23 protein-coding genes are annotated in these 24,903 nt (G+C 63.7%); 15 read left to right on the forward strand and 8 right to left on the reverse strand.

Annotated features, from left to right (window positions below):
- Positions 1-129: 129 nt before the first annotated feature.
- Positions 130-1,470, reverse strand: a complete 1,341-nt coding sequence (locus tag AB6804_RS18750; protein ID WP_370887710.1) for an Nramp family divalent metal transporter — start codon at positions 1,468-1,470, stop codon at positions 130-132.
- A 222-nt stretch (positions 1,471-1,692) separates the two neighbouring features.
- On the opposite strand from AB6804_RS18750, the gene AB6804_RS18755 reads away from it, so the two are divergent.
- The 5 genes from AB6804_RS18755 (at position 1,693) to rpoD (ending at position 9,762) form a co-directional block, all read left to right on the forward strand.
- Complete coding sequence (locus AB6804_RS18755) at positions 1,693-3,612, forward strand: phage integrase family protein (protein ID WP_370887711.1); 1,920 nt, start codon at positions 1,693-1,695, stop codon at positions 3,610-3,612.
- Positions 3,613-3,774: 162 nt separating this feature from the next.
- Entirely contained in the window at positions 3,775-4,953 is a 1,179-nt protein-coding gene (locus tag AB6804_RS18760) for a ParA family protein (RefSeq protein ID WP_370887712.1), read from the forward strand.
- Positions 4,954-5,922, forward strand: coding sequence for a ParB/RepB/Spo0J family partition protein (locus tag AB6804_RS18765; protein ID WP_370887713.1), 969 nt, complete (start codon positions 4,954-4,956; stop codon positions 5,920-5,922).
- Positions 5,923-6,238: 316 nt separating this feature from the next.
- Positions 6,239-7,540, forward strand: a complete 1,302-nt coding sequence (locus AB6804_RS18770; RefSeq protein WP_370887714.1) for a replication protein O — start codon at positions 6,239-6,241, stop codon at positions 7,538-7,540.
- A gap of 218 nt (positions 7,541-7,758) precedes the next feature.
- Positions 7,759-9,762 carry an RNA polymerase sigma factor RpoD gene (gene rpoD / locus AB6804_RS18775; protein WP_035959914.1) on the forward strand — a complete coding sequence of 668 codons (2,004 nt, stop codon included), beginning with the start codon at positions 7,759-7,761 and terminating at the stop codon, positions 9,760-9,762.
- Positions 9,763-9,836: 74 nt separating this feature from the next.
- Here rpoD and AB6804_RS18780 read toward each other — a convergent pair whose 3' ends face one another.
- Together AB6804_RS18780 and AB6804_RS18785 are read right to left on the reverse strand one after the other, a co-directional pair.
- Entirely contained in the window at positions 9,837-10,163 is a 327-nt protein-coding gene (locus AB6804_RS18780) for a hypothetical protein (RefSeq protein WP_370887715.1), read from the reverse strand.
- A 365-nt stretch (positions 10,164-10,528) separates the two neighbouring features.
- Positions 10,529-11,233 carry a glutathione S-transferase N-terminal domain-containing protein gene (locus AB6804_RS18785; RefSeq protein WP_370887716.1) on the reverse strand — a complete coding sequence of 235 codons (705 nt, stop codon included), beginning with the start codon at positions 11,231-11,233 and terminating at the stop codon, positions 10,529-10,531.
- Positions 11,234-11,457: 224 nt separating this feature from the next.
- Here AB6804_RS18785 and AB6804_RS18790 point away from each other — a divergent pair, with 224 nt between their 5' ends.
- Together AB6804_RS18790 and AB6804_RS18795 are read left to right on the forward strand one after the other, a co-directional pair.
- Entirely contained in the window at positions 11,458-11,973 is a 516-nt protein-coding gene (locus tag AB6804_RS18790) for a hypothetical protein (RefSeq protein ID WP_370887717.1), read from the forward strand.
- Between the two features lie 94 nt (positions 11,974-12,067).
- A complete protein-coding gene (locus AB6804_RS18795) occupies positions 12,068-12,835 on the forward strand; it encodes an SDR family oxidoreductase (RefSeq protein ID WP_370887718.1) in 768 nt (255 codons plus the stop codon).
- Positions 12,836-12,854: 19 nt separating this feature from the next.
- Here AB6804_RS18795 and AB6804_RS18800 read toward each other — a convergent pair whose 3' ends face one another.
- Positions 12,855-13,085 (reverse strand): hypothetical protein, encoded by a 231-nt coding sequence (locus tag AB6804_RS18800; RefSeq protein WP_035959924.1) that lies wholly within the window; start codon positions 13,083-13,085, stop codon positions 12,855-12,857.
- 220 nt (positions 13,086-13,305) lie between these two features.
- Between AB6804_RS18800 and AB6804_RS18805 the strand changes: the two genes are divergently transcribed.
- The 7 genes from AB6804_RS18805 (at position 13,306) to AB6804_RS18835 (ending at position 21,458) form a co-directional block, all read left to right on the forward strand.
- Entirely contained in the window at positions 13,306-15,312 is a 2,007-nt protein-coding gene (locus AB6804_RS18805; RefSeq protein WP_370887719.1) for a sigma-54-dependent Fis family transcriptional regulator, read from the forward strand.
- Positions 15,313-15,489: 177 nt separating this feature from the next.
- Positions 15,490-16,575, forward strand: a complete 1,086-nt coding sequence (locus tag AB6804_RS18810; protein ID WP_370887720.1) for an ATP-NAD kinase family protein — start codon at positions 15,490-15,492, stop codon at positions 16,573-16,575.
- The gene (locus AB6804_RS18815) at positions 16,572-17,570 is read left to right on the forward strand and encodes a thiamine pyrophosphate-dependent dehydrogenase E1 component subunit alpha (protein ID WP_035959930.1); all 999 of its coding nucleotides are present in this window, start codon (positions 16,572-16,574) and stop codon (positions 17,568-17,570) included. Before AB6804_RS18810 ends, AB6804_RS18815 begins: the two co-directional genes overlap by 4 nt.
- Before the next feature lie 27 nt (positions 17,571-17,597).
- Complete coding sequence (locus tag AB6804_RS18820) at positions 17,598-18,614, forward strand: alpha-ketoacid dehydrogenase subunit beta (RefSeq protein ID WP_035959932.1); 1,017 nt, start codon at positions 17,598-17,600, stop codon at positions 18,612-18,614.
- Positions 18,614-19,744, forward strand: coding sequence for an acetoin dehydrogenase dihydrolipoyllysine-residue acetyltransferase subunit (locus AB6804_RS18825; RefSeq protein ID WP_370887721.1), 1,131 nt, complete (start codon positions 18,614-18,616; stop codon positions 19,742-19,744). Before AB6804_RS18820 ends, AB6804_RS18825 begins: the two co-directional genes overlap by 1 nt.
- A gap of 91 nt (positions 19,745-19,835) precedes the next feature.
- A complete protein-coding gene (locus AB6804_RS18830) occupies positions 19,836-20,600 on the forward strand; it encodes a lipoate--protein ligase family protein (RefSeq protein ID WP_370887722.1) in 765 nt (254 codons plus the stop codon).
- Positions 20,601-20,624: 24 nt separating this feature from the next.
- Positions 20,625-21,458, forward strand: coding sequence for a hypothetical protein (locus tag AB6804_RS18835; RefSeq protein WP_370887723.1), 834 nt, complete (start codon positions 20,625-20,627; stop codon positions 21,456-21,458).
- Between the two features lie 7 nt (positions 21,459-21,465).
- On the opposite strand, the gene AB6804_RS18840 is transcribed toward AB6804_RS18835, so the two are convergent.
- Both AB6804_RS18840 and AB6804_RS18845 read right to left on the reverse strand, forming a co-directional pair.
- A complete protein-coding gene (locus tag AB6804_RS18840) occupies positions 21,466-21,978 on the reverse strand; it encodes a hypothetical protein (RefSeq protein ID WP_370887724.1) in 513 nt (170 codons plus the stop codon).
- A gap of 28 nt (positions 21,979-22,006) precedes the next feature.
- Complete coding sequence (locus AB6804_RS18845) at positions 22,007-22,345, reverse strand: hypothetical protein (RefSeq protein ID WP_370887725.1); 339 nt, start codon at positions 22,343-22,345, stop codon at positions 22,007-22,009.
- Between the two features lie 195 nt (positions 22,346-22,540).
- On the opposite strand from AB6804_RS18845, the gene AB6804_RS18850 reads away from it, so the two are divergent.
- The gene (locus AB6804_RS18850; protein ID WP_370887726.1) at positions 22,541-23,143 is read left to right on the forward strand and encodes an NUDIX domain-containing protein; all 603 of its coding nucleotides are present in this window, start codon (positions 22,541-22,543) and stop codon (positions 23,141-23,143) included.
- Here AB6804_RS18850 and modC read toward each other — a convergent pair.
- Together modC and modB are read right to left on the reverse strand one after the other, a co-directional pair.
- Positions 23,118-24,227, reverse strand: coding sequence for a molybdenum ABC transporter ATP-binding protein (modC, locus tag AB6804_RS18855; protein ID WP_370887727.1), 1,110 nt, complete (start codon positions 24,225-24,227; stop codon positions 23,118-23,120). The genes AB6804_RS18850 and modC overlap by 26 nt on opposite strands.
- The gene (gene modB, locus AB6804_RS18860; protein ID WP_370887728.1) at positions 24,220-24,900 is read right to left on the reverse strand and encodes a molybdate ABC transporter permease subunit; all 681 of its coding nucleotides are present in this window, start codon (positions 24,898-24,900) and stop codon (positions 24,220-24,222) included. The genes modC and modB overlap by 8 nt, the downstream gene beginning before the upstream one ends.
- Positions 24,901-24,903: the final 3 nt, after the last annotated feature.

Consider the following 24,903-nt stretch of genomic DNA (forward strand, 5'->3'; position numbering starts at 1 on the left):
ATATAGATGGGTGCGTCGGACCGGCGTGGCTTCGGTCAACGCCCGGTTTGGCCGCGTCTCGTCGGTAAGCTTGCGCGCCGATCTTCCGATGAAGTCGCCGGCTATCGCGCGCGTCTGCGGTTTCGCGAACTAGAAGAGCAGCGTATCGGCAAGCAGCTTTACGTTCAATACGATGATCACGCCCGTCACGAGCCAGGCGAGCGCGGCAATCCAGCGGTTGATCGTAAAGACGCCCATCTTGCGGCGGTCGGACACGAAGCGCACCAGCGGGACGACGGCGAACGGCAGTTGCATCGACAGGATGACCTGACTCAGGACCAATAGCTGGCCGGTGCCTTTCTCACCGTAAATCGCCGTGACGATCACTACCGGCACGATTGCGATCGCCCGTGTGATGAGCCGCCGCGCCCAACTCGGCAGGCGGAGTCGGAGGAAGCCTTCCATCACGATCTGGCCGGCGAGCGTCGCAGTGACCGTCGAATTCAGTCCCGACGCGAGCAACGCGACGGCGAATAGCGTCGACGCTATTCCGAGTCCAAGCAAGGGCGACAGCAGGCGGAAGGCATCGCCGATTTCGGCGACTTCGTTGTGGCCGCTCGCGTGGAAGACGGCTGCGGCCACGATCAGGATCGCCGCGTTGATGAAAAGCGCGAGCGTCAGCGCGATAGTGCTGTCGATGGTCGCCCATTGGATCGCGTCGCGCCGCGCCTCGACCGACTGCCCGTACGCGCGCGTCTGAACCACCGACGAGTGCAGATACAGGTTATGCGGCATGACCGTCGCGCCCAGGATGCCGATCGCGACGTACAACATCTCCCGGTTGGTGACGATCTGGGGCGACGGCACGAAGCCGCGCAGCACCTGCGCGATCGGCGGCGACGCGGCGACGATCTGCAACGCAAAACACACCGCGATAATGATCAACAGCGAGATGACGAAGGCTTCCAGCAGGCGAAAGCCTCTGTTGACAAGCAGGAGCAGGAGAAACGCATCGAGCGCGGTGAGCAACGCGCCTGCGATCAACGGAATGCCGAAGAGAAGTTGCAAGGCGATGGCCGTTCCGATCACTTCGGCCAGATCGCACGCGACGATTGCCGTCTCGCAGGCAATCCACAGCGCGAAGTTGACCGGTTTCGAGTAGTGATCGCGGCACGCCTGCGCGAGATCCCGCCCGGTCGCGACGCCGAGCCGGACGGCGAGCGCCTGCAGGAGAATGGCCATCAGGTTCGACAGCAGGATGACAGCAAGCAGCGTATAGCCGAACCTCGATCCCCCGGCGAGGTCGGTCGCCCAGTTGCCGGGGTCCATATAGCCGACCGAAATCATGTAGCCGGGACCGGCGAAGGCGAGAAAGCGCCGGAGCCATCCACCACCGACGGGCACCCTCACCGACGCGTACACCTCCGGCAGACTCGGGCGAAATTCATCGTTGCCCGGCTCTTTGTACGCGGGGCGTCGGGGGTCGCGCATCGGCACGTGCCTCCATCAGATTGCTCGGGAGAGTTGATCGGAATATGCTCCGCACGCGGCGAAGATTCAAGCGGGCGCTTCTAGACACGAGTCCGATTGCTCTACCTGATAATCCGTCTTATCAGACGTAGCGATTTAGCTTGTCAATCTGGACTGTACTTGATAACCTCGCGCCAAATGACTGATAACAAAGGCAAAAACTCCATAGACGGACAACCTCCGGTGCACACGACTGCACCGCGAAGACTCACGCGCCAGCATTTCGCTCTGTACCGCGGTTATCTCGACGGCGTTTCCGAAGTGCAGCTTCACGCGTCCTACGGCGAAGCCGGGTCTGACGTCCGCGGCACCCGGCGACTCATTGCCGCATTGCGCGACACGCTCTCCGTGATGGCCCGCCGCACACACGATGTCGAAGCGGCGCATCTGCTGCGATTGCGTCCAGGCAGCATTCCACCATCGTCCGACGCGCCTGCGCCCGAAACGCCGACGCTCGAAGCCTTCCGCGAGCGTATCGATCCTGACGGCGTCTATAGCGAGTCCGAACTGCTTGCGCTCTATAAGGAAGAGCATCGCGATAGCGTCTCCGCAGCGTCCGATCGACGCACGGCGCGTAACGCGCGGTTGCGGCGGCGGCAAGCCAACGCCCTCGCCCGCATGGAGGCGAGCCTCGTTCAGGATCCTAGCCAGGAGCATCCGATCGACGGATGGTTCGAGCCGGTCGTCACAGCGCGATTGGCGGACGCCGGGTTGACGACTATTGCGGATCTCATCGCGCTGATCGAGCGTCGACGGCATCGTTGGTATGCCTCCGTGCCGCGGCTCGGGCCTAAGGGCGCGCAGCGAATCGTCGATTGGCTGGTTCTGCACGCGGCACCGTTACGGCACACGCTTTCGCCGCTTGCCCTCGTGCCTCGGCGGCAGTGGCGGAACGAACAGTTGTCCACCCGGCCGGCGGATTCCGATGCCATCGTCGTCGCGCCTTTGGAGGCACTGCGCGTGCCGCGGGCGCTCGACGGATCGGCGGGCACTAACCGGGCGTGCATCGAGAACGGTGTCGGGAATTTGGACACGGACGTCATTGCCATCAAGGCCTGGCTCGACGCGCGCTCCGCCAGCGAGCACACGCGGCGGGCGTATCGGCGGGAAGCCGAGCGGCTGCTGCTTTGGGCGTTGATCGAAAAGGAAAAGCCGCTGTCGTCGCTCGACTCGGACGACTGTGCGCAGTTTGTATCGGAGTTTTTGACGAATCCGCAGCCGGCAGAGCGATGGATTTCCAGACAGCGCATCGAGCGATGCCTTCCCGGATGGAAGCCCTTCGCGGGCCCGCTCTCCGCTCGGAGTCGTGAAACGGCGCGCGCCATTCTGAATGCAATGTTCGAGTGGCTGGTCGACAGCGGTTATCTGTCGACGAATCCGATGCTCGGACACGATCGCGTGGTGACGCCGCCTGCCTTCGACGCAAAAGAGCGCGCGCTCAATGCGGAAGAATGGCAAGCCGTGCTTCGCTCCGCGACGCGGCCGCAGTACACGTTCGCCGAACACCGCGACCGCCTCGCCCTCCTCCTTGCCTACGCGACCGGCTTGCGGCGAGCCGAACTGGCAGGCGCCACGACGGACGCGCTATCAGTGGGCCGCTTACCCGGGATCGACACGCCGGTATGGCGGTTGAGCGTCGGTCAGACGAGCGCAAAGCGTTCGGTGAGGACGGTGCTCATACCGCCCGCAGTCATCGATGTCCTACTGGAGAACCTTTCACTCCGCGGACTACCGAGCCCGCTCGATTGTGCGGAAGGCACGCCCATCCTGGCTCAAAGCCGCGGAGGGCAAGCCATCACTCCCGATGGCATCGGTCGCATCATCAAGAATGCCTTCTCGAACGCGGCTGCCGAACTCGAATCGGATGCCCCGGGCGCAGGCCGGCCGCTGGCACGCGCGAGCACGCATTGGCTGCGCCACACCCATTCGATACACGCACTCGCTTTTGGCGCCGACCTGGCCGATGTAAGCAAAGGGCTCGGGCATGCTGATGCATCGACGACGGCGTTATACCTGCAACACGAGGACGCCAGCCGTTTACTCGGCGTCGAACAGTTCATTCGCCGCACATTGGCGCTAGGAAACGCCTCGGAATCGGCTTAAGGCAGAGGTTTACGCGGCCGCAGCGTTGTAATATCGCCCTGTAAAGACTTCAGAGTTTACTTGAGGTTTACCGGTTGGCCGTTTATTCTTCGGTTTGCAGTATGTTTTCCACAAACCGAAGAATTATTTGCTTACCCAGGCCCGCCAGTGACCGCGAATTCCATGCTAAGCGCTCGGCTTCCCGAAGTCGACCAATCCGTTTCGATCGAAACGCTCTTGGGGGTGGCCGCCCAAGCCACTGATATCCTCAACCAGATCCGCGATGCGATGCTGGAGCCGTATCCCCGCAAGAGCGCTCCGACGTTCACGAGCGCGCAGGTCGCATCGCTTTGCGGAATCGACAAGCAGCGGTTTCAATACCTGACCACCAAAGGCGAACTGCCTGCGGGGACGTCGAAGGGCGCGGGCCGAAGCAAGGAATTCACGCTCGAAGAAGCGTTGACCTGGATTCGCGCAACCAAGGAGCGTGTCCGTCGGCCGGAAGGTAAGCGCGGGCGCATTGTGACCGTCGCGAACTTCAAGGGCGGCGTCGCCAAAACCACGACGGCCGTGTCCGCTGCTCAGGCGTTGACGCTGCTGGGCCGACGGGTGCTCGTGATTGACTGCGATCCTCAGGGAACAACTACGCAGCTTTGCGGATGGGCGCCCGACGCCGAAATTTCCGATGATCAAACGCTGCTGCCGTTGATTTATGGCGATCAATCGACACTGCACTATGCCGTGCAAGAGACGTATTGGCACAACCTGGATCTCATACCGGCATCGTCGTCCCTCTTTGATGCGGAATTCGAGATTCCCGCGAAGGTGCTGAACGACAGCACCTTCGAGTTTTGGGAGATCGTGCGGCGAGGCCTGATGCCGTTGACGGAGGAGTACGACGCTGTCGTCATCGATACGCCGCCCGCGCTCAGTTATCTGACCATTAACGCACTGCTCGCGTCCGACGCGATTCTGCTGCCCTGCCCGCCCGAGGCACTGGACTTCGCCAGCTCGACTCAGTTCTGGCATCTCTTCGCCGACATCGCAAAGAAGTTGCCGGGCGTGCTCGAACAGAAGCGCTTCGACTTCGTCAACGTCATCCTTACGAAGGCCAAATCGGACGACGTCTCTCGCGTCGTCCGAGGATGGCTACAAAAAGCTTACGGCGATCGCGTGCTGCCCTTCGAGATTCCTGAATCGACCGTGCCAAAAGGCGCATCGGCGCAACTCTCAACGGTCTACGACCTGTCGAAGCCTGACGGGAGCACGGCGGCGTACAACCGTTTCAAGGAGCCGCTTGACCGGCTCGCAGAACATCTAGACGCGCAGTTCGTCCGCGCGTGGAATCAGGCGGAGGGGTAAATGGGCATCGGGGACAGGCTTCTCGCGAAGACCGCGAACATCGGCAGCAAACCGACCGAGCCGACGCAGCGCGCCACTAATTCGGAACCGCGCACGTCGCCCGGAAGGTTGATGGACGCGCAGCACCGAATTAACACGGCGCAGGCACGAATCAAGGAACTCGAATCACAACTCGAGGCGGGCGCCGCATTTGACGTGCGGCTGGACGCACTTGTCGAGGTCGACGGCAGACGGCGGAAGTTGACCGCTGAGCAATTCCAGGAATTAAAAGCGAATCTAGCGCAGCATGCGCTCGCTACGCCGATTTTGATCCGACCGCTCTCGGAGGGTCGTTACGAGATCGTGGCGGGGCACAACCGGGTTGCGGCGTATCGTGACTTGGGACGTAGCACGATTCGGGCGAACGTCGCTTCTATCGACGAGGGAGAAATTGAGTTTGCAGCGTTTTTCTCCAACCTGCTGTCGCCGTCCCTAACGGATTTCGAGAAGTACTGGAACTTCAAACGGCTTCAAGAACTGAGCGGGCTTTCACGCACGGAAATCTCGGAAAGCGCGGGTCTCAGCAAAAGTCACGTGACGCGCATCTTCTCGTTCGATTCCCTGCCGGATGCTGCGAAGCAAGCGCTGGCGGTAAAACCGGAACGGCTTGGAAGCAACGCTGCCCAGAAGCTCGCGGCTCTCGTCGAAGCTGGCAAGGCGGAGAAGGTCGTGGAGGCCGTTCGTCGGTTGGTCGACGACGAAAACTTTACGCAAGATAAAGCCGTTGCTTTCGCCGCCGAAAAGCCGAAGGCCGCCGTGCCTAGCACAACGGTGATTCGCTCAGGTAGAAGGAAAGTATGCGAGGTTTCGACGCGAAGCGGCGTCGTGGGCATTCGCTTCTACGACAAGGACACGAACGAGGCGGAAGCGTGGGCACAGCGAATTGCGGATTTCATCAATAGATCTATCGATGAATCGCCGCAGGATTGAGATCCTACTAGAGTTTTCAATCAAATCAACGGTTTAGCGCCGCCGAAATTTGAAACGAAAGAGGTTCTACTAGAAACTCCTTTCGAATCAACGCTTAAGCCCAACAGCACCGATGAGGTTGCCATGTAACGAACTTGCTCCAGAAAGACAAAAGCCTTCGGCGCCAACCGAAGGCTTTTGAATTCGGGCTTCACTGCTGCTTGCCCGTCCGCTTCCCGACGCCAATCGGGTCACGAGCTACACAACTCGAAGTTTAGCGGATAGCGATCGGCAGTCAAGCGTTTGTCCTCCATTTTTCGAAATGGATGCACTTGACATGCACATCGCGCAACTTTCCGTTGCAGGCGAGGTTGTTTTTCGCCCGCAAATCCCAGAAGACCGACCTGAGCGCGGGGATCAGCAAGCCCTCGACGAGTACGCCTGCGACCGCTCAAATCTTCCGTGGATCATTTTCAGAGCCGCTCATCGAGCGAATCATCTGTCCGCCCTGCCCGCTCGCGCTCGCGCGGTCCTCGCCGCATTGGCGCGGACTGTCGATGCTGCCCGCCCGTTCGCTGCCATCTTCGCCCGACGCGAACTGTTGACCGGACGCGCGCTTCAGTCGATGCGCACGTTCTATCGCAGCCTGGACGATCTCGAGTCGTCCGGCTTTATCACGAGGCCGCCTCAGGGTCGATATGGTGGTGCCGGACTTTTCGGGCGTGCATATCTGCATCTGACGAATAAGGCAGCAGTTCTCCTCGGCTTGGTCGATAAGCAGACGCGCCCCGCCGAAGTTGAAGCCGACACTCAGGAAGGCGCTCCTCGCCAAGCCGACCCTGCTTTTTTGAGTACACCGTCTGTCAGCGTGGCAGACGGCGCTATATATAAGGATCTAAGCCCTTCTACTCAAAAGAGACAACCAGGACGCCTCCCCGCCGACCTGGAGCGCCTCACCAGACTGGGATTTCGTCAATTTCTAATCTTCAAACTCATGGCCGAAGCGCGCTCGCAGGGCAAGCGGCTCTCTGACGTCGTAGAAGCAGCTTGGGAACACCTTCGACGTGCAACCCATCCGATCAGCTATCTGAGGACCCTCCTCCGCGTTCCGGTCGATTTCGCGCATAGAGTTCGCAGCAAGCGACTTGAAGCCGCTGAGCGCGATACTGCTTCCGCGCAGAACGCACAGGACCAGCTTGAAATTCGTACGCTGGCCGGACGAGCCTTCGCGAGCGAAGACCAGCTAAGGCGTTACGTGGTTGCTGGCGACGCGAAGACGGTCACCGTGCATCATCGCGACGAAGCACGTCCTCGCGTACATGCAGGCGAGTGGGCACGCGATTTCCTTGCGGCTTTGCGAACCGGACGGATCGTCGAAGTAGCTCACGATGCAGCGCTTCAAGGCTATGCGTCTGCGCTGCGCATCGAGAACAATGAACCGATACGCGCAAGACGCTCGGACAACGCCGCGCGCAACCTAGGCGCTCTAAAGGACTTCCTTCGATTGAAAATGGCCGGAGTCGTCACCACATCCGAACCAAGCGGAGAGGGAAGCGCTTATACGCAAGCGAGGTACATGATTCCTGCGCAGCACAGTGAAGCGTGCGCCGTCCCCGGCGCCAACTTCGCCTGTAAATAAACCTGCTGTGTCACAACAAACCCTGATATACTCTAAGGTTGCGTCTCTGATGGCGCTTTGTAATTTCGCGATCCGCGCCCTTAGCGTGGTTTGCGCGCTTTGCTCGATGCGATTCTCAGCAAGCCGTCCGTGGTCGAAGCTGTTGTCGATATTACGCGGGCTGTCACGCTCGCTCCCGGGGAACTGTCATCGCCGAGCAAACCTGTCGAGGAGAAAGTATGGCAAGTTTTGATCGGGAAGATTCGGAGCTGGATATCGTCGCGCCGGCGCGCAGGTCAGCGGGACGCAAGGCGGGTAAGAGCAAGGGCCAGGCCGGCACGATGCAGCCCGATGTCGTCATGACGGCGGAGCAAGACGAAGAGCGTCAGCGTCAGATGCGCGCGTTGATTCAACTCGGCAAGGAGCGTGGTTACCTCACGCATGCCGAAATCAACGATCACCTGCCGGACAACTTTGCACAAACCGCGGCGATGGAAACCATCGTCAGCACGTTCAACGACATGGGCGTCGCGGTGTACGAACAAGCGCCCGACGCAGAAACGCTGCTGTTGAGCGACAACGCACCCGCCGTGGTGGCAGACGAGCAGTCGGAAGAGGAAGCGGAAAACGCGCTTTCGACCGTCGACTCGGAATTCGGCCGCACGACGGACCCCGTACGCATGTACATGCGCGAAATGGGCGCGACCGAGCTGCTCACGCGCGCCGGCGAAATCGCAATTGCGAAGCGCATCGAAGACGGTTTGCACGAGATGATCCAGGCGATCGCTGCGTGTCCGTCGACGGTCGGCACCATCCTCGCGGACGCCGCACTCGTCGAATCCGGCGAGATGAAAATCGACGACCTCGTCGACGGCTTGAAGGAAGACGACACGGTAGAGGAAGATATTTCGGTTTCCGAAACAACGGAGTCCACCGATATCGATACGGACACCGATGAATCGGACAGCGACGACGAAGAAGACAGCGACCTCGAAGGCGGCGATGCCGGCGCGTCGAACGAGGCACGCCTCAAGCAATTGAAGGCCGACTGCCTCGAAATCTTCGCACGTGTACGTGATCTCGCCGAACAAGCGAGCAATCCTAAGGGAACGGGCGCAGCAGCGACCAAGGCGGTCGAGCGCGCACGCAGCGAAATCCAGCGCGAACTGGGTTCGATCCGCTTCACGGCGAAAACTATCGACCGCTTGTGCGCGGACGTGCAACAACAAGTCGCGCGAGTTCGCGAAATCGAACGCCGCGTTCTGCAGATTGCGGTCGATCGTTGCGGCATGCCGCGCGACAAGTTCGTCGAATCGTTCCCGGGTCACGAGACGGATCTCGAATGGACGGCGCGCACGGCGGCGGCTTCGCGTCAGTATGGCGCGTCGCTCGAGCGCAGTTTGCCCGCGATTCAGGCCGAACAGCAAAAGCTGATCGACATCGAAGGCGTCGTTGCATTGCCGTTGCAGCAACTGAAGCAGATCAACCGTCAGATGACGGCGGCCGAGCTGAAGATGCGTCAGGCAAAGCGCGAAATGATCGAGGCGAACCTGCGTCTCGTCATCTCGATCGCGAAGAAGTACGTCAATCGCGGCATGCAGTTCCTGGACCTGATTCAGGAAGGCAACATCGGTTTGATGAAGGCGGTGGACAAGTTCGAATATCGTCGCGGCTGGAAATTCTCGACGTATGCGACGTGGTGGGTGCGTCAGGCCGTGACGCGCTCGCTGGCCGATCAGGCTCGCACGATCCGCGTGCCGGTTCACATGATCGAGACGATCAACAAGCTGAACCGCATTTCCCGCGAAATCCTGCAGCAGACCGGCATGGAAGCGCATCCGTCGGTGCTGGCCGAGCGCATGGAGATGCCTGAAGAGAAGATTCGCGGCATTCTGAAGATCGCGAAGCAGCCGGTGTCGCTGGAAACGCCGGTCGGTGAAGACGCCGACGCCACGCTGGGCGACATGATCGAAGACCAGGGCGCGGCTTCTCCTGCCGATGCCGCCGTGCACGCGAACATGCGCGCCGCGATCGACGATGCGCTCAACGCGCTGTCGCCGCGCGAAGCGAAGGTTTTGCGCATGCGCTTCGGTATCGATACGGCTTCGGACTACACGCTCGAAGAGCTGGGCAAGCAGTTCGACGTGACGCGCGAGCGTATCCGTCAGATCGAAAGCAAGGCGATGCGCAAGCTCATGCATCCGAGCCGCGCCGACAAGCTGCGTCCGTTCCTCGATCGCTGATCTCCGACGCTTCATCGCGCAACGACAAGCGTGCCGTCCCTCAGGGCGGCACGCTTTTTTTTCGCCCTGCGATTTCAGCCGCGCGCAGCACCTTTCGGCGGCGCGGTCGCCGAGCACGCTTGCAACGCGACGATCGCCTTTCGCGCCAGGCTCAGCGTCTCTTCGCACGCGCGCTTGTTCGCGAAGATGGCACATCCGCCGCCCGAGTTGATCTTCGATACCGCGCCGCGCACCTTGTCCAGCGCCCCTTGCGGCGAACCGCTGTCCTTGATGATCGCGGCGATGTTGAAGGCGCTGCCGGCATCGGTTTCGACGTAGCCCGGACAGTCCGCGTGCGCGGAAACGCCGACTACGAGCAGTGCGACGGCAGCCGATAAGTAACGAGAGGGAAGGGCGATCATGGCGTCGGTGTCCGTTACCGCATCGCTTGTGAAGTCGCTCAGGCGTCGCGTTGTTGTCCACAGAAAAGTTGGACAAGCATGTGGATATCCTGAGCATCGCCGGGCCAACGCGTTGATGCGAAACGCATTTCGCCCGCCGTGCGAATTACGCGCGTCCGCTCATTGTGAACCAATCGAGCGGGCCGGGTAGGGCGGTCAAAATCCGGCCCAACCAAGGAGAGGCGCAACGCATCGTTGTCCACAGAAATTGTTCACAAGCATGTGGATATCCTGCGCATCGCCGAGGCAACATGTTGAAGCACAACGTATTTCACCGTGCGTGCGAATTCGACACAGCAACGCGGAGGCCAGTACACCGCGCAGCATCAAACCCGCTGAGGAATTTCCAACCCGCGCTGCACAGCCGGCCGCGCCAAGAACGCATCCAGCACCCGCTGCACATTAGCGAACTGATCGAACCCGACCAACTGGCGCGCCTCATAGAACCCGACGAGATTGCGCACCCACGGAAAAACAGCGATATCCGCGACGCCGTACTCATCGCCCATGATCCACTCGCGCCCGGCGAGGCGTCCTTCTAACACGCCTAGCAGCCGCTTCGATTCGGCAACGTAGCGATCACGCGGCCGCTTGTCCTCGTAGTCCTTGCCGGCGAATTTGTGGAAGAAACCGACCTGCCCGAACATCGGACCGATGCCGCCCATCTGGAACATCAACCACTGGATTGCTTCGTAGCGACGCGCCGGATCGCGTGGCAGAAACTGACCGCTCTTGTCCGCGAGATAGATGAGAATCGCGCCCGACTCGAAAAGCGCGAGCGGCTCGCCGCCCGGCCCGTTCGGATCGATGATCGCCGGGATCTTGTTGTTCGGATTCACCGATAGAAACTCGGGCGACGTCTGATCGTTCTGATCGAAGCGCACCAGATGCGGCTCGTAGGGCAAGCCGGTCTCTTCGAGCATGATCGACGCCTTCACGCCGTTGGGCGTCGGCAGCGAATAAAGCTGAATGCGATCGGGGTGTTGCGCCGGCCATTTGCGCGTGATCGGAAAATCGGAGAGCGTGGGCATACGTCGATCCTGTCTGAATGAATCGCTCAATATAACCACTTCGGGGCCGGAACGCAGACGCAGCGATTACGCGGTGACACGGCATTTGTAGGAATGACCTTGTGGCGCGAATCAACGGACAGCCTGCGAAACCCAAGCCCGCTGGCTCGCAAATTGCATCATGCGCGGTGCATCAAACAGAGCCGGTCCACACCGCAACCTGACAACCGTGTCTTGCCGCTGCCATGAAAAACGTTCCTCTCGCAAGGTCCATTACGCTGGCTGCCGTGGCTGGCGTTCTAGGAAGTGTCGGTCTTATATCACCCGGCACGAGCCAGGCGCATCCGCTCGAAAGCCAGCTCGATTGTCAGTCGAGCGCGCACCGCTTTATTGCGCCGCTGCGCGACGAGCGCTACATCGACGCCACGCCGATGCGCGTCGAAGCCAACTCCGTCAACGCTTTCAAGCCGACGCACGGCAGCGACCTCACGGCCTATGGCTTCCGCGTCTACGCGGTGCTCGGCTACGAACACGGCGACGCGATGTTCAAGCAGGGTTCCGGCCAGCCCATCAACGATTCCGCTTACGGCGTCGTCGTGATCGGTTCGAAGGACAACGTCGAAGCGCGCGTGCGCGAGGCCGGCAGCACGGCGGTCGTCCATGAGGTCGTGCCGATGCTGATGACCGCCGTCTTCTGCGACGGCAGCGCGCTGCGCAACACGGCGGGCACCATTCAGGCCGATGCGTCGACCAGTCACTGAAACGGCGTTGCAAGGGATTTCGTCGATAATGTTCTCCCGATCGCGATAACGACCGCGCGCACAGTCGCGCGGACACCAACAGGAGAACGGAGACATGCCCGAGGCAACCAACACATCTTCACGCATCGCAATCGTCACGGGAGCGGGCAGCGGCATCGGCCGCGCGGCGGCGCTCGCACTGCTCGCGGACGGCTGGTCGGTCGTGCTCGCGGGCCGGCGTGCCGCGCCCCTCGACGCTGTCGTCGCCGAAGCGGACGCGGGCGAGCGCGGATACGCCGTGCCGACCGACGTCGCCGATCCCCAATCCGTCGAGCGGCTTTTCGCGGCGGCGGTCGAGCGCTTCGGGCGAGTCGATCTGCTGTTCAACAACGCGGGCGTGAGCAATCCTCCCGGCCCGTTCGAAGACTGGACGCCCGAGCAATGGCAGGGCGTCGTCAACGTCAATCTGAACGGCATGTTCTACTGCCTTCAGCAAGCGTTCCGCACGATGCGCGCGCAGACGCCGAAGGGCGGCCGCATCATTAACAACGGCTCGATTTCGTCGAGCGCGCCGCGCCCGAACTCGGCGGCCTATACCGCGACGAAGCACGCAGTCGCCGGCCTGACGAAATCCGCGTCGCTCGATGGCCGCAAACACGACATCGCGGTCGGACAAATCGACATCGGCAACGCACTCACCGAGTTGTCGGAGCGCATGTCGCGCGGCGTGCCGCAGGCGAACGGCGAGATTGCCATCGAACCGATGATGGACGTGAAAATCGTCGGCCAGTCGGTGCTCTACATGGCGAATCTGCCGCTCGAAGCGAACGTCCTGTTTCACACGGTGATGGCGACGAAGATGCCGTTCGTCGGACGCGGCTAAGCGTTCGCCGCTGCCCGTCCTATTCGGTGCGATACCAGACGCGAATGCCCGAGTACCAATGGCTGACGCTGGTATCGTCGCCGGCGCCGAACGTCGAAAGGCTCTCCACGTTCAGCACGTCGATGCGATGTTCCGCAATCCACCGGTTCGCGCGTTCGACGAGCGCCGCGCCGTTCTCGTACACGTTGCCCTTAATGAGGTGATGCTGCACCACCTGGCGCTCGAAGTCTTCATAGGCGATCTTCGTCATGGGTCGTCTCCTTGTCGTTGGTATCGCGCGATAGCCATTCCGCCGTGCCGCAGTGCAGCAAGCCCGGCGCATGACGCGTCCTGCCGATTCGAGCATCATATGGCCTGAACGACGCCGCGCGCGGACGGGCTGGCCCCGTGTTTTCCCGACATCGAGCGGCGCCAGACGACGCATCCCCAAAATAAAAGTGCGTCGGCAGGAGACACTCAAGGAGAGCACGATGGACATGCGGCAACGCGAGCACATCGAGGCGGTCGTCGCGGCGACTACGCGGGCGCAGGTTCTGGCGCCGGCGCGCACGCACGAGGGCATCATCCAGAGTTCGTGGCGGCGTTGCGTGCATCAGTACGGACTCGATCCGTCGCGCATGCAGGAAGCGCGCATCCTGCCGCAGACGCGGCTGCGCGAGCATCAGCAGCGCATCGACGATTTCGCGCGCATCGCGCGTCACGGCCTGCAGACCTTGTACGGGCAGGTCGCGGGCATGGGCTACGTCGTGCTGCTCACCGACGCGCTCGGCGTGACGGTCGACTATCTCGGCGACGCCAATACCGATGCCGCGCTGCGCCGCGCAGGCCTCTATCTCGGCGCGGAGTGGAGCGAGACCGGCGCGGGCACGTGCGCGGTCGGCACCGCGCTCGCAACCGGGCAGGCGCTGACCGTTCATCAGGTCGATCATTTCGACGCCACGCATATTCCGCTCACGTGCACCGCCGCGCCGCTCTTCGATTCACGCGGCACGCTCGCCGCGATCCTCGACATCTCCGCGCTCTCCTCGCCGCAGCCGCGCGACAGCCAGCATCTGGCGCTGCAACTTGTGCGCATCTACGCGCGGCACATCGAGAACGCCAACTTTTTGCGGGCGCATCGGCAGGACTGGATTCTCAAGCTGCATACGTCGCCCGAATTCGTCGATGTGGACCCGGAATATCTGATCGCGCTCGATGCAGCAGGGCGCGTCGCCGGACATAACCGGCGCGCGCACGAGATGCTGGTGGCGGAGATGGGCCGGCCGCTTGCGCCGGTGTCTCCTGGCGAGGCGCCCGCCTCGCTGATCGGCGTACGCTTCGACGCGCTGTTCGATGCGCGTATCGAAGATCTGGGGCGCTTCGTCTATTCACGCCCGAGCGAGCTGCGCGCGGCGCCGCTCGCGAGAAGCGGCGCGCTGCTCTATCTCAGCGCGATGCCGCCCGCGCCGTGCGTAACACCCGCAGCGAGCGCAGGCAGTAGCGGAACTCGAAGCGCCGAGATTCCAGCGCCGCTCGCCGCACTCTCGGGCGGCGATGTCACGCTCACGCGACAGCTCGAACGCGCCGCGAAGCTCGTCGATTCGCCGATCAACCTGCTCGTCAACGGCGAGACGGGCAGCGGCAAGGAGTATTTCGCCAAGGCGCTGCATCGCGCGAGCGCACGGCGCGCGGGGCCGTTCGTCGCGGTGAATTGCGCGGCGATCCCAGAGACGCTCATCGAAAGCGAATTGTTCGGACACCTGCCGAACAGCTTTTCCGGCGCAGGCGCGAAGGGCAAGCGCGGGCTGATTCAGGAAGCCGATGGCGGCACGCTTTTTCTCGATGAAATCGGCGACATGCCGCGCGAACTGCAATCGCGCTTGCTGCGCGTGCTGGCCGAAGGCGAAGTGCTGGCGATCGGCGCGTCGCGGCCCGTATCGGTCGATGTGCGGGTGATCTCCGCGACGCATCATTCGCTCGACACGCTGATGCGCGAAGGCCGCTTCCGCGAAGACCTCTACTACCGGCTCAATGGCGCGCGTTTCACGCTGCCGCCGCTGCGCGAGCGAACCGATCTCGACTGGCTGATCCGCACGTTTCTCGACGCCGATAAGGCGCACGGTGCAGTCACGCTATCGCCAGCGGCGCGCGAGCGTCTGCATCGGCACGAATGGCCGGGAAATCTGCGCGAGCTGTGCAATGTGCTGCGATATGCGCGGGCAGTCTGCTCGCACGGAACGATCGATATCGACGACTTGCCCGAGGGCTTCGGCGCGCCTGCGCCGGCGGCGGACACGCGTGTTCAGCAACCCGCCGACGACTTCGACACGCATCGCCTGCCGCCCGAAGGCATGCTGCTGATGCAGTACCTGCGCGCCGCAAGCTGGAACCTGAGCGCGGTGGCGCGGCAGATCGGCGTGAGCCGGATGACGCTCTATCGTCGGATGGAGCGATACGGCATTCGCTCGCCCAACCAGCGCGACGCGGCCGGGCGATAAGGCACGCCCGATACGACTGTCCACTTCCGCGATACACCTGCGCTGTGACACCTGTCACGCGAGCGCGGTGCACTCTCCGGCTTTGCCCCGTGGCAACGACCTCTGGCGCATTGGCATACCCCTTGCCTTGATCCGCGCCACGACGATTCCAAAGCAGAGCACTCAGGAGACACAGGCATGCGTGACAGCGCGAAGGCCGGGCCGCCGCTCGTCGGCATCATCGCGAATCCCGTATCGGCGCGTGACATTCGCCGCGTGATCGCCAACGCGAACAGTCTGCAACTCGCGGATCGCGTGAATATCGTGCTGCGGATTCTGTCGTCGCTTGCGGCGTGCGGCGTGCCGCGCGTCGTGATGATGCCGGACCGCGAAGGGCTCAAAGTCATGCTCCAGCGGCATCTCGCACGACGGCAAGGCCCCGACGCCACGCTGCCCGCCGTCGATTTCCTCGACATGCCCGTGACCGCCCGCGTCGACGATACCTTCCGCGCCGCGCGCATGATGCGCGACGCGGGCGCCGATGCGCTCATCGTGCTCGGCGGCGACGGCACGCATCGCGCGGTGGTGCGCGAATGCGGCGCGGTGCCGCTCGCGGGTTTGTCGACCGGCACGAACAACGCGTTCCCCGAGATGCGCGAGCCGACCATCTCCGGTCTCGCGGCGGGCCTCTACGCAACCGGCCGCATTCCGGCAAGCGAAGCGCTCGTCGCGAACAAGCGGCTCGACATCGACATCCGGGACCGGAACGGCGAGCTGCGCCACGACATCGCGCTGGTGGATGCGGTCATTTCGCGCGAGCACTTCATCGGCGCGCGGGCGCTCTGGAAGATCGACACGCTCGCCGCCGTCTATGTGTCGTACGCCGATCCGCAGGCCATCGGCATGTCGGCGATCGCCGGTCTGCTCGAGCCGCTCGGCCGTCACGAGCCGGGCGGCCTTGCCGTCGAACTGGCGACGCCCGGCGACGGCGAATTCGATTTGCACGCGCCGATTGCGCCCGGCCTGACCGAGCCCGTGCCGATCGCGAACTGGCAGCGCCTGACCGATGGCGTGCCGCATCGCGTGAGGCAGCGCGCGGGCATCGTCGCGCTCGATGGCGAACGCGAACTCGCCTTCAACGCCGGCGACGAAGTGACCATCACGCTGCGCGAAAACGCCTTCCGAAGCATCGATGTCGCCGCGTGCATGCGTTACGCGGCGCGCGCCGGGCTCATGCGTCGAAGCACCACCGTTGTTCAACCAGTCGAAAGGAGACAGCAATGACAGCGTCGCAACAGCATGCGGGCGGCTTGCCTTTGTCAAAAGACGAGCTGCTGGCGGTCTATCGCAAGATGCGGACGATCCGCGATTTCGAAGAGCGTCTGCACGTCGATTTCGGACGCGGCGACATTCCCGGCTTCGTGCATCTGTACGCGGGCGAAGAGGCGGCCGGCGTCGGCATCATGCATCACCTGAACGATGGCGACCGCATTGCGAGCACGCATCGCGGCCATGGACACTGCATCGCGAAAGGCGTCGATCCCGTCGCGATGATGAAGGAGATCTACGGCAAGAAGGGCGGTTCGTGCAACGGCAAGGGCGGCTCGATGCACATCGCGGATCTGTCCCGGGGAATGATGGGCGCGAACGGCATTCTCGGCGCGGGCGCGCCGTTGATCTGCGGCGCGGCGCTCGCGGCGAAGTTTCGCGGCAAGGGCGAAGTGGGCATCACCTTCACGGGCGACGGCGCGTCCAATCAGGGCACCTTTCTCGAAAGCATGAACCTCGCGGCGGTGTGGAACCTGCCGGTGATCTTCGTGATCGAGAACAACGGCTATGCGGAGTCGACGGCGCGCGACTACGGCACCGCCGTCGATAGCTACGTGGACCGCGCGGCGGGCTTCGGCATTCCCGGCGTGACGGTGGATGGCACCGACTTCTTCGCCGTCCATGAAGCCGCGGGCGAAGTGATCCGCCGCGCGCGCGAAGGCGGCGGCCCGGCGCTGCTCGAATGCAAGATGATCCGCTTCTACGGCCACTTCGAAGGCGATGCGCAGACCTATCGCGCGCCCGGCGAACTCGACGATATCCGCTCGAACAAGGACTGCCTCAAGAAGTTCGCGCACGCGGTGACGAACGCCGATGTGATCTCGCCCGCCGAACTCGACGCGATCGACCGCGACGTCGCCGCGTTGATCGACCGCGCGGTGCAGGAAGCGAAGGACGCGCCGCTGCCCACCGCCGCCGATCTTCTCACCGATGTCTACGTGAGCTACTGAACCGCCGACAACAAGGAGACAATCATCATGGCCCGCAAACTGAGCATGAAGATGGCGATCAACGAAGCCATCGATCAGGAAATGACCCGCGATCCGAGCGTGATCGTGCTGGGCGAGGACATCGTCGGCGGTGCAGGCGCGGACGGCGAAAAAGACGCGTGGGGCGGCGTGCTCGGCGTGACGAAGGGACTGTACGCGAAGCATGGCGACAGGCTGCTCGACACGCCTCTGTCGGAGTCCGCGTACGTGGGCGCTGCGATCGGCGCGGCGGCGTGCGGCATGCGTCCGATCGCGGAGCTGATGTTCATCGACTTCATGGGCGTGTGCTTCGACCAGATCTTCAATCAGGCCGCCAAGTTCCGCTACATGTTCGGCGGCCGTGCCGAAACGCCCGTCGTCATCCGCGCGATGGTCGGCGCGGGCTTTCGCGCGGCGGCCCAGCACAGCCAGATGCTGACGCCGATTTTTACGCACATTCCCGGCCTCAAGGTCGTGTGCCCGTCGACGCCATACGACACGAAAGGCCTTCTGATTCAGGCGATCCGCGACAACGACCCCGTCATCTTCTGCGAGCACAAGAACCTGTACGGCTTCGAAGGCGAAGTGCCGGAGAACTCGTATGCGATTCCCTTCGGCGAAGCGAACATCGCCCGGGACGGCAAGGACGTGTCGATCGTCACGTATGGACTGATGGTGCATCGCGCGCTCGACGCGGCGGCGACGCTCGCGAAAGAAGGCATCGAAGCGGAAGTAGTGGATCTGCGCACGCTGTCGCCGCTGGATATCGACACGGTGCTCGAAACGGTGGAGAAAACGGGGCGGCTCGTCGTCGTCGATGAAGCGAATCCCCGCTGCAACATCGCCACCGATATTTCCGCGCAAGTCGCGCAGCAGGCGTTCGGCGCGCTGAAGGCGGCCATTGAAATGGTGACGCCGCCGCATACGCCGGTGCCGTTTTCGCCGACGCTCGAAGACCTGTATATCCCGAGCGCCGCGCAGATCGCCGACGCCGCCCGCAAGACCATGAAAGGAGGCAAGCACTGATGTCCGCAATCACACCGATCGTGATGCCCAAATGGGGCTTGTCGATGAAGGAAGGCACGGTGAACGAGTGGCTCGTGGAAGAGGGCGCGCAGATCACCGTCGGCATGCCGATTCTCGACGTCGAAACCGACAAGATCGCCAACGCCGTCGAAGCGCCGGATGCGGGCCTGTTGCGACGCCGGGTGGCGTCCGCCGGCGATACGCTGCCGGTGAAGGCGCTGCTCGGCGTGCTCGCGCCGGCTGAAGTGAGCGACGCCGATATCGACGCCTACGTCGCTTCGTACGTCACGCCCGCCGACGAGGAAGGCGAGGGCGAAGACGCGGCGTCGGCATATCACTTCGTCGATGTCGACGGCATTCGCGTGCGCTACGCGGCGCGCGGCGGCGATGATGCAAGCAAGCCTGCGGTGCTCTTCATTCACGGCTTCGGCGGCGATCTCGACAACTGGCTCTTCAATCTCGATGCGCTCGCGGAGCGCAACCGCGTGTTCGCGCTCGATCTGCCGGCACACGGACAATCGACGCCGCGTCTCGCCGGGACGACGCTGCCCGAGCTTGGCGCGTTCGTCGCGCGCTTCATGGATGCGGTGAATCTCGACCGGGCGCATCTGGTCGGCCATTCGCTGGGCGGCGGCATTGCGGCGCAACTCGCCGTCGATGCGCCGGAGCGCGTGTCGTCGCTGGCGCTGATATCGCCGGCCGGCTTCGGCGATGAGGTCAACAACGCGTACACCGATGGCTTCGTCAACGCGCAGTCGCGTCGCGATCTGAAGCCGGTCGTCGAGTTGCTGTTTGCCGATCCTGAACTCGTGAGCCGTCAAATGCTGGACGATCTGCTGAAGTACAAGCGGCTCGACGGCGTGAGCGAAGCGTTGACTGCGCTTGGCGGCGCGCTGTTCGCGGGCGGGAAACAGCGCGCGCAGCCGGGACGTGATCTGGAGGCGACTGGCAAGCCGCTGCTCGTGATGTGGGGCGGGCAGGATCGCATCATCCCGTCACGGCATGCGGAAAACGCACCGAAGGACGCGACCGTGCGCATTTTCGACGACGCCGGGCACATGAGCCAGATGGAGAAGGCGCACGAAGTGAACGCGTTGCTGAAGGAGCATGTGCAACGCGCCGCAAGCTGAACGGCGCACGTTGCGCGCATTTGGCCGCCGCCGCCGTTTCTTCGCTACCATGCGGATAGCGTCGATGGCGGCGCGGCCAACCATCCATCCCATGCCCTTCGAACTGCTCGACCCCGCTTCGCTTCCCGGCGATCCGCTCGACGCCGAAGAAGCACTGCTCGCGCGTGCCAGCGCAGGCGACGCCGTCGCGCACTTGTGGAGTGCGCCGGTATCGCTGATCGTGCCGCGCAGTTATCAGCGATACGCGCCGCTCGCCGACGCCCGCGCGACCTTCGCGCAACGCGGCTGCCCCGTGTGGCTGCGCTTGTCGGGCGGCGGGCTCGTGCCGCAAGGCCCGGGCATCCTCAATCTGAGCCTCGCTTACCCGGTCCGGGCGACGATGGGCGCGCTCGCCGAGCCGGTCTATCTGCACCTGTGCGGCATCCTCGCCGATGCGCTCAACACGCTCGGCGTCCTCACACATCATCAGGCCGTGGAAGGCTCGTTCTGCGACGGGCGGTTCAATCTGGCGTGGGGTCCGGGCGGCGATGCGCGCAAGATCGCGGGCACCGCGCAGTACTGGCGGCGCGCGCCGCGAACGTCCGCGCTGTCGTCCGGTGATCGCGATACGCCGCGCTATGCGGTGCTCGCTCACGCGGTGCTGCTCGTGAACGCCGATCCGATCGAGATAAACGACCGCGCCAATGCGTTCGAGGCGATGATCGGCAGCGGGCGCCGCTACGAGGAAATGAAAGTGGTGACCGTCGCGCAGGCGCTCGCTTACGAGTGCTTCGACATGCCCGCCGACCTGTTCGATCGCGTGCGCGGAGCCATCGCGGCGCGCGTCGCAAGAGCAGCTTTGCCCGAGGGAAGCTGAGTCCTCATTCGCATCGAGGTGGCCATGCCGCTCAGACGTGCATCGAACGGCTTCTTTTTTGCGCTGTGGGTCGCCGTCTGCGCCGCCGCGCCCGAATTTCTGTGGCAGGGTCTGTTATCCCTGTTCGGACATTTCTCGCTCACGGACGCCGCCGCGGCGCTGCTGATCGGCGCGATTCTCGCGTTCTTCGTCGATCCGGTGCTCGAGCGCGTGCGCGGACTCGCGTCGGATTCGTCGTCCGAACGCGACGCCAAGTCGCCGGCCTTTGCCGCCTGCGAGGCGCTGAGCTTCGCGTTCGTCGCGGTTTGTGTGCACGAGGCGATCACCGTGTATGTCGCGGCGAGCCATTCAAACCAGCAGGCATCCGAGAATCTCGCGAAGGCGGTTGCGCAAGCGGTGCAATGGGCGGCGCTGCCGTTCGTCATCACGATCGCGTGGCTAGCGGCGCGCGGGCCGGCGTGGGTCGCGTGGCCGGCGGCGATTCTCGCGGTCGTCGCCGTATTGCTATGCGGCCTCGTGTTCCAGTGGGAATTGCGGGTGCTCGTCACGAGTTTCGTCCCCGCGTTGCTGATTCTGCTGGCGGGCTGCGTCATCGTGCGGCAGCAGTGGGACGTATCGACGTTCGGCCGCTGCGCCCGCGCGACCGGCGTCATCGCGCTGACGTGGCTCGTGCTCACCGGATTGCTGCAAACCGCGCTGTGGCTCGCGCACGTCCAAGCGTTTCGCGTGTACGAAAACGCGGAGTTCTGGAGCGATTTGAGGTTTTATATCGGCTGGGTGACAGGGCTGCTCGTTGCGCCGGGGCTGGTCGCCCCGGTGCATCCGCGCTCGCGGGCCGCCCACGGTGCGCGCCGCTGACGCGGTCTCAACTCGACGGCGGCGGAGGCGGCTGAATGCCCGGCGGTGGAAGCGGCGGCGCGTAGGAAGCGCCGTTGGGTGGAGCGGTGCGCAGCGGGCCGTACACCGGCACCTTGTCGCCGGCGGCGTACATGCATTGCAGATAGGCGTGGTCGTAGTGGCGCTGCACGCCATAGCCCGATGTCTGCGCCGCACCGACGCCGAACGCGCTGCCCGTCAGCAGCCCCGCGCCCGCGCCGACGGCCGCACCCGATCCGCCGCCGAACGCCGCACCCGCCGCCGCGCCGATCGCCGTGCCGACGACCGCGCTGCCGACCGCGCTGTTCGTCGCCGCCTGATCGGCCGTGACGCCGCCGACTTGCTGAAACGCGAACTGCCTGCACGAGGCATCGTCGGCGCGGAACTGGTCGAACGTCTTGCCGCTGCCGGGCAGCGCCATCACGCTGGGACCGGTCGGCATCACGGTACATGCGCTCAGCCCGGTGAGCGCGAGAAGAATGACGAGCCTTCGGTAGTTCATAAAAAGTGACTCTGCTATGACTGCGTTCTCAGTTCGAAGGCGGGGGCGGCTGGGCGGGCACTTCGCGCCATCCGCCGGGACACTCCTTCGCATACGGGTAATACATGCGCGAGCCGTCGCAGTAGTACCACGACCCGGCGGGCTGCGCGGGCGCGGCGACGGGCTGACCCTGCTCGACGTAAGTCGTCGGCGCGGCGGGCACCGCGACCACCGGCGGCGGCGGGTAGTAGTAATACGGCACGGGCGCGACCGGGTAGTACAGCGGTGCGCCGAACCATACGCCGACGTGGCCGCCCGCGTGAGCGGTTGCGGCGACGCCCGCCGTGGCGATCACCGACGCCACCATTAAAGCCTTGAGGCGAATCACGACGTTCTCCAGAAAATTGCTTGCGCCGTTGCCTCGTGGCAGGAAGTCATTCGATTCCCGCGCGGACCCCGTCCGGCGCATTTTTCAACGCTATGCCAGTTGCAGCAAAAACTCAATTACAGCGCGGCGGATGATTTTTTCCGCCCGTTACCCGGTAATAATCTCTGCCGGGAAAGCTGCTCAAAGGAGAGCCGAATGAGTGAGGAATTTGCGACGAAGGATCGCGTGCGCGTCATCGATACGGTCGTCTTGTCGGACGACTGGTACGTGCTCAGAAAAGTGATCTTCGACTTCCGCCGCCGCGACGGCGTGTGGCAACGTCAAAGCCGCGAGACCTACGATCGCGGCAACGGCGCGACGATCCTTCTGCACAACCCGCGCGAAGGCAAGGTGCTGCTGACGCGCCAGTTTCGGATGCCCGCGTTCGTCAATGGGCACGACGGCATGCTGATCGAAACGGCAGCCGGACTGCTCGACGACGCCTCGCCGGAAGAGCGCATTCGCGCCGAAGCCGAAGAAGAGACGGGGTATCGCGTGGAGCACGTCGAGAAAGTCTTCGAGGCGTTCATGAGCCCCGGCGCGGTGACCGAAAGGGTCTACTTCTATCTCGGCGAATACGACGGCTCGATGCGCGTCAGCGACGGCGGCGGCATCGCCGATGAGGGCGAGGAAATCGAGGTGCTCGAACTGCCGCTACAGGAAGCGATGGCGATGGTCGAACGCGGCGAAATCGTCGATGGCAAGACGATCATGCTGTTGCAGCACCTCGCGCTCAGGCAAGCAGCGACACGGCCTTGACCTGCGCCCACACGCGCATGCCGGGCGCGATGCCCAGCCGGTCCAGCGAATAGCGTGTGAGGCGCGCGAGCAGCGGCGAGCCGTCGACGTCCAGCCGCACGACGGCTTGCGACGGATGCGTATCCGCAGCAATCGCGACGACGGTCGCCGGCAGCACGTTCAGCACGCTGCTTTGCGTTTCGCCGCGCTCCCCGGTGATGAGGCTCACGTCGCGCGCCTTGACGGTGACGCGCATCGCGTGGCCCATCGCGGCGGGCGCGTGGAGCACCGTCAGCGACGCGCGGCCGCCGGGCAGCGCGAGCGTCAGCAGTTCGTAGCGCGCGTCGTATGCGGCGACGACGCCTTCGAGCACGACGGACGCATCGTCGGCGAGGGCCATCGGCAGATCCAGACGCGCGAGCGTGTCGGTGATCGGACCGCTCGCGAGCGCGCGGCCTGCATCGAGCAGCACGAGATGATCCGCGAGCCGCGCGACTTCTTCTGGCGCGTGACTGACGTAGAGCATCGGGATATCGAGTTCGTCGTGCAGGCGTTCGAGATACGGCAGTATTTCGAGCTTGCGCTTTTGATCGAGCGACGCGAGCGGTTCGTCCAGCAGCAGCAAACGCGGGCTCGTCAGGAGCGCCCGTGCAATCCCCACGCGTTGCCGCTCACCGCCAGACAGCCCCGCCGGCATGCGTTCCAGCAGATGCGTGATGCCGAGCAATTCGGCCGCGTGCGCGAGGTCGACGCGCCGCATCGCACGCGGCACGCGATCCAGGCCGAAGCGCAGATTCTTCAGCACGCTCAGATGCGGAAACAGGCTTGCTTCCTGAAAGACGTAGCCGAGCGGACGCTTGTGCGTTGGCAGCAGGATGCGTCGGGCGGTATCGAGCCACACTTCGCCATCGACGACGAGCCGCCCTTCCGTCGGCCGCGCGAGACCTGCAAGGCAGCGCAGGAGCGTTGTTTTGCCGGAACCGGAATGGCCGAAGATCGCCGTCACGCCGCGCCCCGGCAACGTGAGATCGATATCGAGCGTGAAGCCGCCTTGTTCGACGACGAAGCGCGCTTCGATGTCCTTCGCATGCGCGCGGCTACGCATGGATGGCCGCCCCTCGACGCGTCGAATACAACAGCAGCAGCACCGCGAACGAGAACAGCACCATGCCGCCCGCGAGCCAGTGGGCCTGCGCATATTCGAGCGCCTCGACGTGATCGTAAATCTGCACGGAGACGACGCGCGTGCGGCCGGGAATGTTTCCGCCGATCATCAGCACGACGCCGAATTCGCCGACCGTATGCGCGAAACCGAGCGTCGCCGCTGTTACGATGCCCGGCCGGGCAAGCGGCAGCGCCACCGTGAAAAACCTGTCCCACGGACCTGCGCGCAGGGTCGCGGCGGCTTCGAGCGGACGGCGGCCCATCGCTTCGAACGCGTTCTGCAGCGGTTGCACGACGAAGGGCAGCGAATAGATCACCGAGCCGACGACGAGCCCCGCGAACGTGAACGGCAGCAGGCCGATGCCCGCCGCCGCCGTGAGCTTGCCGACGATGCCGTTCGGCCCCGCGAGCACGAGCAGATAGAAGCCGATGACCGTCGGCGGCAGCACGAGCGGCAGCGCCACCACCGCGCCGACGACGCCCTTAAGCCGCGACGCGGTATGCGCGAGCCACCACGCGATCGGCGTGCCGATGAGGAGCAGCAGGGCCGTCGTCAGCGACGCGAGTTCGAGCGTGAGCGCGATGGCCTGTAGGTCGGCATGGTCGATCGGCATGTT

Origin of the sequence: Caballeronia sp. RCC_10 (genome assembly GCF_041360715.1) — a bacterium.
Classification (GTDB): domain Bacteria; phylum Pseudomonadota; class Gammaproteobacteria; order Burkholderiales; family Burkholderiaceae; genus Caballeronia; species Caballeronia grimmiae.